Source organism: Pelorhabdus sp. sgz311002 (genome assembly GCF_056134285.1).
This window is the reverse complement of sequence record NZ_JBWBCL010000003.1, coordinates 362,951-376,189: the sequence shown is the minus strand read 5'-3', so window position 1 is coordinate 376,189 and position 13,239 is coordinate 362,951. Positions and strand designations below refer to the sequence as shown.

Genomic DNA, 13,239 nt, shown 5'->3' with positions numbered 1-13,239 from the left:
AGAGTGCAGGAGATTTGCTATGGGAAAGCGCCGCCAGGATTACTTACTTGTCGATGGATATAATGTCATTTTCGACTGGAAAGAGTTAAAAGATTATAAAGAGGATTTTGACCATGCCCGCGATCGTCTGGTGGATTGGCTAGCAAGTTATGGAGCCTTTAAGGGCTATAAGGTTCTTGTTGTGTTTGACGCCTATTCTTTTGTCGGACAAGAGCGCGTGTATCCTGTATATCCTAATCTTGAAGTCATTTTCACCAGCGAGAAAGAGACCGCTGACAGCTTTATTGAAAAAACGGCCTACCGTCTCGCTAAGGGTGGTATGACAGTCTACGTAGCGACATCTGATGGGACGGAACAGCAGGTTATTCTTGGTGTCGGCGCTTATCGGATATCAGCTCGAGAACTGCGGCTTGATGTCTTAAAAACAGCAAAACGCATGAAAGAGCGCGCGAAAGGACAAGAACGGCAGACTGATCGCAATGAACTGGAAGGTCGGGTAAAGGACGAAGTGCGCGAAAAACTCAATGCGCTTCGATTGCAGCGCTGACAGGCCTTTCTTAAACAAGGCTTGACTAAAAACAGCTCCCTAAGGTATAATTTTTTTGTAGTAGCATGTACGAAAAGGTAGAAGCACTAAGAATTAGTGCATTTTCTTTTTTGCAGGTCAACTAGAAGAGTGGGGGCGATGGAATGCGGGCTAATACTCAACGCGATCTGTATGGTTGTTTTGAGAATATGACGGATGAAGATATTGTTATCGACGCCAAAGACAATAACAACTCAATCGCCCAGGAGTATTTGATAAACAAATACCGCAATTTCGTTCGAGCTAAGGCTAGGTCGTACTTTTTGATCGGTGCTGAGCGGGAAGATATTATCCAGGAAGGCATGATCGGCTTATATAAAGCAATTCGTGATTTTCGCAATGATAAATTGTCTTCTTTTCGGGCTTTTGCCGAGCTTTGCGTAACCAGGCAGATTATTACGGCAATTAAAACGGCGACGAGACAAAAGCATATTCCGTTAAATTCTTACGTTTCCTTAAATAAACCAATTTATGATGAAGATTCTGATCGTACGTTGCTAGATGTTTTGTCTGGATCGAAGATTTCTGATCCCGAAGAACTTGTAATTAGCCGGGAAGAATTTATTGATATTGAAGGAAAAATGTGCGAAATTCTCAGTGATTTGGAATGGAAAGTCCTCATGAGTTATTTAGATGGGAAATCCTATCAAGAAATTGCTGTTGAATTAGGACGCCATGTGAAATCTATCGATAATGCCTTACAGCGCGTGAAACGAAAATTGGAACGGTATTTAGACAATCGAAGTGACGATCCTGATGCGCGTAGCGTTTATAAGGGACTGGCTGGGTTAAATAAAGAATTACAGGTTGAGTTGGCTGATTATAGCAGCGATCCAACGGATGATTAAAAGAGGGGCTCTTTGGGGAGTCTCTTTTTTTATAAGATTTTTAGATCTTTTTGAACCAAGTGAAGGATTTTCCTCTTAAACTGGCGAAACAGGTAAGGCATAAAAAGAGCATGGTGAGGGGGAGCTCAATGTCAGCCACATTGCGTGTGTTGGAATGCCTACGTGAAGTAGAAGCTACACCGAATAAGTTGGTCTTGATCGTGGGGAAGGCCGGTGCTGGTAAAAGCAAAATTTTACGAGAGTTAGGCGATACGAGAGGATTTCGTTACTTAGACTGCCGCTATTTGGTGACAGATGAGTTAATTGATCTTGTACCGAAGGCGCGGCAAGAGCAGGCTGCAGGGATTATGGATGAAGTAATGCGCGGTTTTTCGGTCGAAACCTTTTTACTTGATGGAATCGAATTGCTCTTTAAACCAGTGCTTTGTTTAGAACCGCTTGCTATTTTGCGGCAGCTCAGCCGAAAATATTCTTTAATTGTTGCTTGGCCGGGCGAATACAGTAATGGACAACTTATATTTTGTGACTGGCAGCTGAATAATCATTCTTTTGATGCCGCAAATCTTAGTATTATTGAATTGTAGTTTCCGGATTTTTGTAAAGAAGGGAAACGGCAAGAGATGCTTACATCTCCTGCCTTTTTTACTGTCTTTTTCTAAGGTTGATAAGAACATTCGGAGGTATTCGGTATGGTCCAACGCTATCATTTTTGCCCCTGGTGCGGCGGTTCGCTTCACTACCAGAAACAGCAAGAGCAAAATCGCCTTACCTGTGTACAGTGTGAAAAGATTTTTTATGAAAATCCGGTTGTTGGCGTAGCTGGTATCTTATTGAATGAGCAAGAACGAGTGCTCTTAGGGCGCCGCAGCCCTACTAGTACTTACGGTGGTCTTTGGTGCATACCTTGCGGTTATGTCGAATATGATGAAGAGGTACGCGCAGCTTTGCAGCGAGAATTTCTGGAAGAAACAGGGCTGGTTGTAAAGCCTGGCCAAGTATTTACGGCTTTGTCTAATTTTCATAATCCGGCGCAGCATACGGTAGGAATTTGGTTTTGGGTAGAAAAATGTAGTGGTTTAGAGCAAGCGGACGACGATTTGAGTGAAGTGGCTTATTTTTCGTTAGAGACCCTGCCGCCACTAGCATTTCCTACAGACCAACAGGTTCTTGCGATGCTGCTGAGTCAAAGCAAGCAAAATAAGTGAAAGTTTATAGTTGAATGTAGGGGGAAAAATCAATCGTGCATGATATGATAATAGCAGTTATTTTAGGTATTGTAGAAGGAATTACGGAGTTCTTACCGATTTCATCGACAGGACATATGATTTTAACCGGCCATTTACTCGATTTTGATGGACCAGAGGCCAGTGTTTTTGAGGTCTTTATTCAGCTTGGGGCGATACTCGCTGTTGTTATGATTTATCGCGATCAATTTCGGCAGATGCTCACAAAATCTCACGGCATAAGAAAAGGGTTGACTATACAGCATGTAGCAGCCGGTATTTTGCCGGTTATGGCTGTAGGGTATGTGGCCCATCACTTTATTAAAACGTACTTGTTTTCTACAGGCACAGTCATTATTGGCATGATTGTCGGCGCTTTATTTATGCTCTATGCGGAAAAACGCTCTGGCAGGCCTACTGTAACCAAAGCAGCAGATTTGACGATAAGACAGGCTATGGGAGTAGGGCTGTTTCAAATTTTAGCGCTTTGGCCGGGCTTTTCTCGCAGCGGCGCAACGATTGCCGGCGGCCTCTGTCTAGGTGTGAGTCGGATGGCTGCAGCAGAGTTTTCATTTATCATTGCTGTGCCGCTGATGATGGTTGCCTGCATTTATGACGTGCTCAAAGTATGGCAGTCTCTTTCGATGGAAAATATTCAGATGCTCGCAGTAGGCTTTGTTGTATCTTTTGTAGTTGCTTGGGCGGCCGTGCTGTGGCTGCTTAAGTTTTTGAACCGTTCTAGTTTAGCCGCTTTCGCCTACTATCGCTTTTTATTAGCCGCTGTGTCGACTTGGTATTTCTTTTTCTAATTTTTTTTCAAAAAAGGCTTTACAAGTCATTTTGAGTATGGTATTATTTATTCTTGTCGGGGCAAGCAAACGACGACAGCGAAAAACGGTTTTACAACACAAAATAAAGTTTTGAAAAAAACTTAAAAAAGGTGTTGACAAAGGAAACCGAAAGATGTATAATAAATCTTGTCGCTGAGAGCGAAAGCTTGAACGATGAACTGAAGATGCTGGTGTAGCTCAATAGGTAGAGCAGCTGACTTGTAATCAGCAGGTTGTGGGTTCAATTCCTATCACCAGCTCCAGCGTGGGTAGGTGGCCGAGTGGCTAAAGGCAGCAGACTGTAAATCTGCCTCTTAACGGATACGGTGGTTCGAATCCACCCCTGCCCACCACTTAAAATAATATCGTCGCGGGGTGGAGCAGCTGGCAGCTCGTCGGGCTCATAACCCGAAGGTCACAGGTTCAAGTCCTGTCCCCGCAACCATGAAGTTGACTGCTGGTGTAGCTCAGTCGGTAGAGCGTATCCTTGGTAAGGATAAGGTCACCGGTTCAATCCCGGTCATCAGCTCCAGATATATTTATTTGGCGGCGTAGCTCAGTTGGCTAGAGCATGCGGTTCATACCCGCAGTGTCCGGGGTTCAAATCCCTGCGCCGCCACCAAGTACACATAAAAATTCCCCGCTCAGTGCGGGGTTTTTAATTTATATTATACATAAAACGGCAGGAATTTATCAAGGATAGTAGAAAAGTAACAATATTACTTTTTAGGGGGCACAAAGAAACTATGGCTAAGAAAAAGTTTGAAAGAACAAAACCGCATGTTAACATTGGAACCATTGGACACGTTGACCATGGTAAAACATCCTTAACAGCAGCAATCACGATGACGCTGGCAAAAGCAGGCGGCGCAGAGTTCATGGCATATGACATGATCGATAAAGCTCCTGAAGAAAGAGAACGCGGCATCACAATCAACACAGCTCACGTAGAATATGAAACAGAAAAACGCCACTATGCCCACGTTGACTGCCCAGGCCATGCTGACTATGTAAAAAACATGATCACTGGCGCAGCGCAGATGGACGGAGCAATCTTGGTAGTAAGTGCAGCTGACGGCCCGATGCCTCAGACTCGCGAACATATCCTTCTTTCCCGTCAGGTAGGCGTACCTGCAATGGTCGTATTCTTGAACAAGATGGACCTTGTAGATGACGCAGAACTGATCGAACTCGTAGAAATGGAAGTTCGTGAACTTCTCTCCAGTTATGAATTCCCTGGCGATGACATCCCTGTAATCGCAGGTTCTGCAGTAAAAGCTCTGGAATGCGCTTGTGGCAAACGCGATTGCGAATGGTGCGGCAAAATCCATGAACTGATGGATGCAGTAGATGAATACATTCCTACCCCTGTTCGTGATACGGACAAAACGTTCTTAATGCCAGTCGAAGACGTGTTCACGATCACGGGTCGTGGCACAGTAGCAACAGGCCGTGTAGAACGTGGTGTAGTAAAAGTTGGCGATACAATTGAAATCGTCGGCATGCAGGAAAAAGCAAAATCTACGGTTGTAACAGGCGTAGAAATGTTCCGCAAACTTCTTGACAGCGCTGTAGCAGGCGACAACATCGGAGCACTGCTGCGTGGTGTTGAAAGAAAAGACATCGAACGTGGCCAAGTACTTGCAAAACCAGGTTCGATTAACCCTCATACGAAATATGCTGCTGAAGTATATGTACTGAGCAAAGAAGAAGGCGGCCGTCATACACCGTTCTTCAATGGTTACCGTCCACAGTTCTACTTCAGAACAACCGACGTAACTGGAGTTGTTACGCTTCCAGAAGGCGTAGAAATGGTAATGCCTGGCGACAACATTCGCATGAATATTGAACTTATTACCCCAATTGCAATGGAAGAAGGCCTTCGCTTTGCAATTCGTGAAGGCGGCCGTACGGTCGGCGCCGGTGTTGTTACTGCCATTAACGCGTAATAAATCGGACAAGACACGAAGCGGGGAAAGAGCCGCTTTGTGTCTTTCTTTTGCCTGGAAATAGTGCCGAGTGTATATTTTTGCTGAATTTGGCAATTGCTAAAGCAATAATTGCCTTCGCTTTCGCAAGAGGACTATTGACAGGCCATATGAATTATGCTAAATTATATTAGCGACATTTTGAAGTCTTATTCCATTTACTAGGTAAGAGAGGTGTAGAAGATGCGCAACGCAGTAACATTGGCCTGCACTGAATGCAAACAACGCAATTATCAGACCAATAAAAACAAGAAAAACGATCCGGATAGATTGGAACTGAACAAATACTGCAAGTTCTGTAAAAAACAGACTTTACACAAAGAAACAAAATAACTTATAATAGTTAGAGTGTTTAGTAGGGGTATAGCTCAATTGGTAGAGTAGCGGTCTCCAAAACCGTTGGTTGAGGGTTCAAGTCCTTCTGCCCCTGCCAAGTGTAATGCCGGATGTGTTAGGTAGTAAAGACGGGATGTGAATCATATGGCGATGCAAGAGGCGGCGGAGCCGCAAGGAGCTTCTCGTTTTAAAAAATTTTTAAGGGAAGTTAAGTCCGAACTTAAAAAAGTGTCGTGGCCCGATAAACAAGAACTTATTTCATATACAGGTATTGTATTTATTTCTGTTGTGGTAGTCGCTCTAGTTATTTGGGCGGTAGATAATGTTTTTAACGAAGTGCTGCGACTGATACTTAAGTAGGGGGTGGGGGACTGAATTGTCCCTTGGTAACGATGGAATCAGAAAAACATTGGTATGTCATTCATACTTATTCTGGCTATGAAAATAAAGTAATGGCCAATTTGGAACGAAAAGTTCACTCCATGGGAATGGAAAATGAGATTTATCGCATTCTTGTTCCGATGGAAGATGAAGTGGAAGTAAAAGACGGTCAGAAAAAGGTATCCAAGAAAAAAGTATTCCCAGGTTATGTACTTGTGGAAATGATCGTAACGGATCGCTCTTGGTATGTTGTCCGCAATACTCCAGGCGTTACCGGTTTTGTCGGTTCCGGAACCAAACCAATCCCTCTCAGCAACGCCGAAGTGAAGCATATCCTAAAATCAATGGGAATTGAAGAGCTTAAACCGAAACTCAATATAGAGTTGAATCAACGTGTGCGCATTACATCTGGCGCCTTTGAGAATTGGACTGCTACGGTGGTTGAAATTTACCCGGAACGTTCTAAGTTGAAACTGTTAGTTGATATGTTTGGACGTGAAACTCCGGTTGAATTAGACTATACACAAGTGGAAAAGCTGTAACAAGACGGCTTCGGCTGTTTTGCAAGTGGGAGGATCTTTGATCCGGTGACCACATTTGTTATGTAAGGAGGTGTAACCATGGCTAAAAAGGTAATTAAATTAGTAAAATTACAAGTTCCCGCAGCGAAAGCGACTCCGGCGCCTCCGGTTGGTCCTGCTCTCGGTCAAGCTGGTGTCAATATTATGGCGTTTGTTAAGGACTTTAATGAAAGAACAGCCAAACAGGCCGGTCTAATTATTCCGGTTGAAATTACTGTTTTTGAAGATAGATCCTTTACGTTTATTACAAAAACTCCTCCGGCCGCAATTCTGTTGAAGAAAGCAGCTGGTATTGAAACCGCTTCCGGTGAACCGAACAAGAAGAAAGTAGCCAAGGTTTCTCGTACGAAAGTTCGCGAAATCGCTGAAAGCAAAATGGCTGACTTAAATGCTGCCTCGATCGAAGCTGCAATGCGTATGATCGAAGGTACTGCCCGTAGCATGGGTATTGATATTATTGATTAATGTTTGGTGATTGTGGGAGGATTTTCCGCTAAAACCACAAGGAGGTAAAGCGAATGCCGAAATTTGGTAAAAAATATCAAGAAGCTGCTAAGCTGATTGATGAAACAAAAGTCTATGAAGTAGAAGAAGCTGTTGAATTAGCAAAGAAAACAGCAACAGCAAAATTTGACGAAACTGTTGAATTAGCTGTAAAACTCGGCGTAGATCCTAAATACGCTGATCAACAGGTCCGTGGCGCAGTTGTTCTGCCGCATGGTACTGGTAAAAGCAAACGCGTACTCGTTTTTGCAAAAGGCGAGAAAGCAAAAGAAGCTGAAGCTGCTGGCGCTGACTTTGTTGGAGCTGAAGAGCTTGTAGCTAAAATTCAAGGCGGCTGGGCTGATTTTGATGTAGCTGTAGCAACGCCTGATATGATGGGAACAGTTGGTCGACTTGGTAAAATCCTCGGACCTCGCGGTTTAATGCCGAATCCGAAGGTTGGCACAGTCACTTTAGATGTTACCCGAGCTATTAATGAAATTAAAGCTGGTAAAATCGAGTATCGTACCGATAAAGCCGGAAATATACATGCACCGATTGGCAAAGTTTCCTTTGACAATTCGAAACTTGTGGAAAATCTTACAACTCTCATTGATACACTGGTGAAAGTGAAACCAGCAGCTGCTAAAGGGCAGTACTTGCGGGCCATCACTCTCAGCACGACAATGGGTCCTGGCATTAAAGTCAACCCGCTGAAGGCTTCCGGCAAAAAAGAATAGTTCTCGATTGGCTGTAGACTGCAGGTCCTCTGAAATGAGGGTAATATTGCCTGCTGAGGCCGGAATCCGTAACGCTTAATTACGTAAGTTACGACCTCCGGATCTACGCCGAGAGGTCTTTTTGTTTGTCTTTTAAGGGTTGATTGATTATGAAGGAGGTGTACAGATAAGTGGCAGTAACAAATGAAAAAAAGCAAGTTGTAGCTGAACTGAAAGAAAAATTAGCCGCTACGAAAGGCGCCGTGTTAGTAAACTATCGCGGTTTGACTGTAGCTCAGGATACAAAGCTTCGTCGGAAATTCCGTGAAGCAGGTGTAGAATACTTTGTTGCTAAAAATACAATGCTTCGCTTGGCAGCAGCTGAAGCTGGCATTGAAGGTCTTGATTCTCATCTGGAAGGACCTAGCGCAATTGCAATTTCTACAACGGATCCTGTGGCTCCGGCTAAAGTCGTTGCTGAGTTTTTGAAAGAAAACAAAGTAATGGAAATCAAAGCCGGCCTTGTAGAAGGTCAGGTTATTGACGCAGCAGGCGTAAAAGCGCTGGCAGATCTTCCTTCTCGCGAAGTTCTTCTTTCTCGCGTTTTGGCTGGTATGCAATCGCCAATCGTTGGCTTTGTCAACGTACTTCAAGGCAGCATCCGCAATCTCGTGTATGCGCTTGAAGCCGTTCGTCAACAGAAAGAATCAGCTTAAGATTTCTTAAGCCGTAGTAAGTAAGTAAAAAAACAAAACAAATAACGGAGGGTTTTTATAATGACTAAAGAACAAATCATGGAAGCTATTGAATCTATGACAGTATTGGAACTGTCCGAGCTTGTTAAAGCTTTAGAAGAAAAATTCGGTGTATCCGCAGCTGCTCCTGTAGCTGTTGCAGCTGCTCCTGCAGCTGGCGGCGCTGCTGCTGCTGAAGAAAAAACTGAATTCGACGTAATTTTGGCTAGCGCTGGCGCTTCCAAAATCAACGTAATCAAAGTTGTTCGCGAAGTAACTGGTCTTGGCCTCAAAGAAGCTAAAGAATTAGTTGATGGCGCACCTAAAGCTATTAAAGAAAAAGTTGCTAAAGCTGACGCTGACGCTCTGAAAGCTAAATTAGAAGAAGCTGGCGCAACTGTAGAAGTTAAATAATTTTGCAAAAGTCAGACGCCCGGAATTCTGGGCGTCTAATTTTTTTCATAATTATCTTGACTAATTCAACAAAACGTGATAACATTTTAAATTGCGATACGTAAATGTATTTTATCAAGATTTACGTTGCGAAAATGTATAAATTTTATATTGGCAGGAAATAGTAATATGGTGGAAGCTAAAGAACATTTCACCAATTAAAACAAGCAAGGTCCTTATGATGAAAGTTGAACCTTGCTTCTTTTTCGTATTTCTTGTTCTTAAGGCAGGATGTAATTCTGATTCGGTCTTAAGGTGAAAGATTTGTATGTTGAGTCAAAAAGGGCTAAGGGGTGAAGGATTTCATGTTCAATCCTGTTCCGGTGGGCAAGAGAGAAAGGTACAGTTATGCAAAAATTAATGAAGTGCTGGATATGCCCAACCTGATCGAACTTCAGAAGAATTCTTACCAATGGTTTTTGCGCGAAGGTTTACAAGAAATTTTTCATGATGTATCACCAATTCAAGATTTTACGGGAAACCTCGTATTATCCTTTGAAAATTTCACCTTGGGCGAACCAAAGTATGATGTGGAAGAATGCAAGGAGCGCGACGTAACTTATTCAGCGCCGCTTCGAGTCAATGTTCGCCTAATCAATCGTGAAACAGGCGAAATTAAAGAACAAGAAGTATTTATGGGCGATTTTCCGCTGATGACCGAAACGGGTACATTTATTATCAATGGGGCGGAACGTGTTATTGTTAGTCAGCTCGTTCGTTCGCCTGGCGTTTATTATGGTGAAACCATTGACACAAGCGGTAAAAAACTCTACAACGCCACAGTCATTCCTAATCGCGGAGCTTGGCTGGAGTTTGAAACAGATGCAAATGACGTGCTTTCCGTGCGGGTGGACCGTACGCGTAAGCTTCCTGCGACGATTTTGATTAGAGCGCTCGGTTATACGTCCGGCGTAGCGATTAATGAACTTTTCTATGATGACGCGCGGATTCGCGCGACGCTTGAACGCGATAATACAGATTCCAAAGAAGAAGCTTTAGTCGAAATTTACAAGCGTCTCCGTCCTGGCGAACCGCCAACGGTAGAAAATGCAACACAGCTTTTGGAATCGCTTTTCTTTGATCCGAAGCGCTATGACTTAGCGACGGTCGGTCGTTATAAATTAACTAAGAAATTAGGCTGGCGCCGCCGGCTTTATGGGAAAACCCTATATGAACCACTTGTAGATCGCGCTAGCGGCGAAATTATTTTGCCTGCTGACACGATTATGGATGAGACTGCTTGTGATACAGTGGAAGAAAGCGGTATTTTTCACAGTGAAACGTTGGAAGGTCGCTTAGTTGAAGTGAAAATTAAGCAAAAAGACGGAACGCCACTGAAAGTAATCTGCAATACGGGGCTGCCTTATCAGCACCGTACGATTACGAAGGAAGATATTCTTGCTTCGATTAGCTATTTGCTCAATCTAATGGAAGGCGTTGGCACAACGGATGATATTGATCATCTGGGCAATCGTCGTCTCCGTTCGGTTGGTGAATTGCTGCAGAATCAGTTCCGCATTGGCTTGTCTCGTATGGAACGCGTTGTAAAAGAACGTATGACCATTCAAGACGTTGATGTGATTACGCCACAGGCTTTGATTAACATTCGACCTGTTGTAGCGGCAATTAAAGAATTTTTCGGTTCCAGCCAGTTGTCACAGTTTATGGATCAGACGAATCCACTGGCAGAACTTACCCATAAACGGCGTTTAAGCGCCTTGGGACCTGGCGGCTTAAGTCGTGAACGAGCTGGCTTTGAAGTCCGCGACGTTCACCATTCTCACTATGGTCGCATGTGTCCGATTGAAACGCCAGAAGGTCCGAATATCGGTCTGATTGGTTCTCTTTCTACGTTTGCCCGAATTAATGAATTCGGCTTTATTGAGACTCCCTACCGGAAAATCGATAAAGTAAATCGTAAAGTAACGGAAGATGTTTACTATCTGACTGCTGACGAAGAAGATGAAATGATTGTTGCTCAGGCCAACGAAGCGTTAGGCGACGATGGTTGGTTTAAAGAAGAAAGAGTAACAGCCCGTTCGAAACATGATACTCTCATTGTTCCGGCGGAAAAAGTAGATTATATGGACGTATCGCCAAAACAGGTGGTTTCCATTGCAACAGCGATGATCCCCTTCTTGGAAAATGATGATGCTAACCGTGCCTTAATGGGTGCGAACATGCAGCGTCAGGCTGTTCCTCTATTAAAAACTCAGGCGCCGCTTGTTGGTACTGGGATGGAGTATAAAGCAGCTTGTGACTCTGGTGTTTGCGTTCTGGCGAAACGGCCAGGCGTGATTGAACGTGTTACGGCCAATGAAGTTCATATTCGCACCGAAAGTGGCGCACTTGATACATACAAGCTCTTAAAGTATTTGCGTTCCAATCAGGGAACTTGTATCAATCAAAAGCCGATTGTATACCGCGGCGAAAAAGTAGTAAAAGGACAGGTACTTGCTGACGGACCGTCGACCGATAAAGGCGAGCTGGCTCTTGGTTATAATGTGCTTGTTGCGTTTATGCCTTGGGAAGGCTATAACTACGAAGATGCTATTCTTTTAAGTGAAAAACTTGTCAAAGAAGATATCTTTACATCCATTCATATTGAAGAATATGAATGCGATGCTCGTGATACAAAACTTGGACCGGAAGAAATTACTCGTGATATTCCTAACGTAGCCGAAGAAGTGTTGCGTGATCTTGATGATCAGGGGATTATCCGCGTTGGCGCTGAAGTACGGCCTGGCGATATTCTCGTTGGTAAGGTAACGCCGAAAGGGGAAACCGAATTAACTGCTGAAGAACGACTGCTTCGGGCAATTTTCGGTGAAAAAGCTCGCGAAGTGCGTGATACGTCACTTAGAGTTCCTCATGGCGAAGCTGGTAAAATTGTTGACGTTAAGGTATTTACGCGAGAAAATGGCGATGAATTGCCACCAGGCGTCAATGAACTTGTCCGCGTTTATATTGCACAGAAACGTAAGATTTCTGAAGGCGATAAAATGGCTGGTCGTCATGGTAACAAAGGGGTTGTTTCCCGGATTATGCGGGAAGAGGATATGCCATTTTTACCAGACGGCACACCAGTACAGATTGTGTTAAATCCGCTCGGCGTACCATCTCGTATGAACATCGGTCAGGTTTTGGAAACACATTTAGGCTGGGCGGCTCACGTAATTGGCCTTAAAATTAAAGCTGGCGATTTGAATATTGCGGAAAAGCTAAAAGAAGTCAATTACGACGTTGATACGTATGGTCTGCCAAAACCGGATAAAGCGGGCGTTCATTTGGCAACACCTGTTTTCGACGGTGCAACCTATCAGGATATTTTAAATACGCTCCATGTTGCTGGCGCATCAGAAGATGGTAAAACTATTTTGTATGATGGCCGTACGGGCGAACCTTTTGATAATAAAGTTACTGTTGGCTATGTGTATATGCTGAAATTAGCTCACTTAGTTGATGATAAAATTCATGCGCGTTCCACTGGTCCGTACTCACTTGTTACGCAGCAGCCGCTCGGCGGTAAAGCGCAATTTGGCGGCCAGCGTTTCGGCGAAATGGAAGTTTGGGCCCTGGAGGCCTATGGCGCCGCTTATACACTGCAAGAACTCTTGACAGTGAAATCTGATGACGTGGTTGGTCGTGTGAAAACATACGAAGCCATTGTCAAAGGCGAAAATGTACCGGAACCAGGCGTGCCTGAATCCTTTAAAGTACTGATTAAAGAACTCCAAAGTATTGGTCTCGATATTAAGATTCTTACAGAAGATGCTAAAGAAATTCAGATTCGCGACACCGATGATGATGTGCATGAAACAGCTCAAGAGCTGGAACTGAATCTGACCGGCGATGATATTAGCCATAGTTCCCACGGCTTGGCTAATAATGAAATGGTCGATGAAAATGCTGACGAACTGGAAGCAGGCGATCATTTAGGGCCGATTGAAGAAGAGCTTGATATTATTGCTGAAATCGGTGAAATGGATCATGACAGCGATTTGAAGCTGCCGCCGCGGGATGACGAAGACGATTTATAAGATTCATTCGTCGAAAAAACGAGGAAAAAGATCATCA

General features: G+C 43.9%; 14 protein-coding genes and 6 tRNA genes. All 20 read left to right on the top strand.

The window, feature by feature from the left end; translation table 11 throughout:
- Positions 1-19: 19 nt before the first annotated feature.
- The 20 genes from AC0NJP_RS07690 to rpoB all read left to right on the top strand — a co-directional run bounded on the left by AC0NJP_RS07690 (position 20) and on the right by rpoB (position 13,202).
- A complete protein-coding gene (locus tag AC0NJP_RS07690) occupies positions 20-547 on the top strand; it encodes an NYN domain-containing protein (protein WP_474699368.1) in 528 nt (175 codons plus the stop codon).
- Between the two features lie 143 nt (positions 548-690).
- A complete protein-coding gene (gene sigH, locus AC0NJP_RS07685) occupies positions 691-1,434 on the top strand; it encodes an RNA polymerase sporulation sigma factor SigH (RefSeq protein ID WP_474037369.1) in 744 nt (247 codons plus the stop codon).
- Between the two features lie 128 nt (positions 1,435-1,562).
- The gene (gene brxF / locus AC0NJP_RS07680; RefSeq protein WP_474699367.1) at positions 1,563-2,018 is read left to right on the top strand and encodes a BREX-3 system P-loop-containing protein BrxF; all 456 of its coding nucleotides are present in this window, start codon (positions 1,563-1,565) and stop codon (positions 2,016-2,018) included.
- Between the two features lie 105 nt (positions 2,019-2,123).
- Positions 2,124-2,639, top strand: coding sequence for an NUDIX domain-containing protein (locus AC0NJP_RS07675; protein WP_474699366.1), 516 nt, complete (start codon positions 2,124-2,126; stop codon positions 2,637-2,639).
- A 44-nt stretch (positions 2,640-2,683) separates the two neighbouring features.
- Entirely contained in the window at positions 2,684-3,466 is a 783-nt protein-coding gene (locus AC0NJP_RS07670; RefSeq protein WP_474699391.1) for an undecaprenyl-diphosphate phosphatase, read from the top strand.
- A 208-nt stretch (positions 3,467-3,674) separates the two neighbouring features.
- Positions 3,675-3,750 (top strand) — tRNA-Thr (locus tag AC0NJP_RS07665).
- Between the two features lie 4 nt (positions 3,751-3,754).
- Positions 3,755-3,840: transfer RNA gene (locus AC0NJP_RS07660), tRNA-Tyr, on the top strand.
- A gap of 16 nt (positions 3,841-3,856) precedes the next feature.
- Positions 3,857-3,932: transfer RNA gene (locus tag AC0NJP_RS07655), tRNA-Met, on the top strand.
- 11 nt (positions 3,933-3,943) lie between these two features.
- Positions 3,944-4,019, top strand: a tRNA-Thr gene (locus AC0NJP_RS07650).
- 13 nt (positions 4,020-4,032) lie between these two features.
- A tRNA-Met gene (locus tag AC0NJP_RS07645) sits at positions 4,033-4,109 on the top strand.
- Positions 4,110-4,233: 124 nt separating this feature from the next.
- Positions 4,234-5,436 (top strand): elongation factor Tu, encoded by a 1,203-nt coding sequence (tuf, locus tag AC0NJP_RS07640; protein ID WP_474037373.1) that lies wholly within the window; start codon positions 4,234-4,236, stop codon positions 5,434-5,436.
- Between the two features lie 222 nt (positions 5,437-5,658).
- Positions 5,659-5,808 carry a 50S ribosomal protein L33 gene (rpmG, locus tag AC0NJP_RS07635; RefSeq protein ID WP_474037374.1) on the top strand — a complete coding sequence of 50 codons (150 nt, stop codon included), beginning with the start codon at positions 5,659-5,661 and terminating at the stop codon, positions 5,806-5,808.
- A 24-nt stretch (positions 5,809-5,832) separates the two neighbouring features.
- Positions 5,833-5,908: transfer RNA gene (locus tag AC0NJP_RS07630), tRNA-Trp, on the top strand.
- A gap of 47 nt (positions 5,909-5,955) precedes the next feature.
- Positions 5,956-6,171 (top strand): preprotein translocase subunit SecE, encoded by a 216-nt coding sequence (gene secE, locus AC0NJP_RS07625; RefSeq protein WP_474037376.1) that lies wholly within the window; start codon positions 5,956-5,958, stop codon positions 6,169-6,171.
- Between the two features lie 32 nt (positions 6,172-6,203).
- The gene (nusG, locus tag AC0NJP_RS07620) at positions 6,204-6,734 is read left to right on the top strand and encodes a transcription termination/antitermination protein NusG (RefSeq protein WP_474038718.1); all 531 of its coding nucleotides are present in this window, start codon (positions 6,204-6,206) and stop codon (positions 6,732-6,734) included.
- Between the two features lie 78 nt (positions 6,735-6,812).
- On the top strand, positions 6,813-7,238 hold the full coding sequence (rplK, locus tag AC0NJP_RS07615; protein ID WP_474037377.1) for a 50S ribosomal protein L11: 426 nt from the start codon (positions 6,813-6,815) through the stop codon (positions 7,236-7,238).
- Positions 7,239-7,291: 53 nt separating this feature from the next.
- Positions 7,292-7,996: a 50S ribosomal protein L1 gene (gene rplA / locus AC0NJP_RS07610; protein WP_474037379.1), complete on the top strand. Its 705-nt coding sequence runs from the start codon at positions 7,292-7,294 to the stop codon at positions 7,994-7,996.
- Between the two features lie 170 nt (positions 7,997-8,166).
- A complete protein-coding gene (rplJ, locus tag AC0NJP_RS07605; RefSeq protein ID WP_474037381.1) occupies positions 8,167-8,691 on the top strand; it encodes a 50S ribosomal protein L10 in 525 nt (174 codons plus the stop codon).
- 60 nt (positions 8,692-8,751) lie between these two features.
- The gene (gene rplL / locus AC0NJP_RS07600) at positions 8,752-9,123 is read left to right on the top strand and encodes a 50S ribosomal protein L7/L12 (RefSeq protein ID WP_474037383.1); all 372 of its coding nucleotides are present in this window, start codon (positions 8,752-8,754) and stop codon (positions 9,121-9,123) included.
- Positions 9,124-9,467: 344 nt separating this feature from the next.
- Complete coding sequence (rpoB, locus tag AC0NJP_RS07595) at positions 9,468-13,202, top strand: DNA-directed RNA polymerase subunit beta (protein WP_474037384.1); 3,735 nt, start codon at positions 9,468-9,470, stop codon at positions 13,200-13,202.
- The last annotated feature ends 37 nt before the right edge of the window (positions 13,203-13,239 follow it).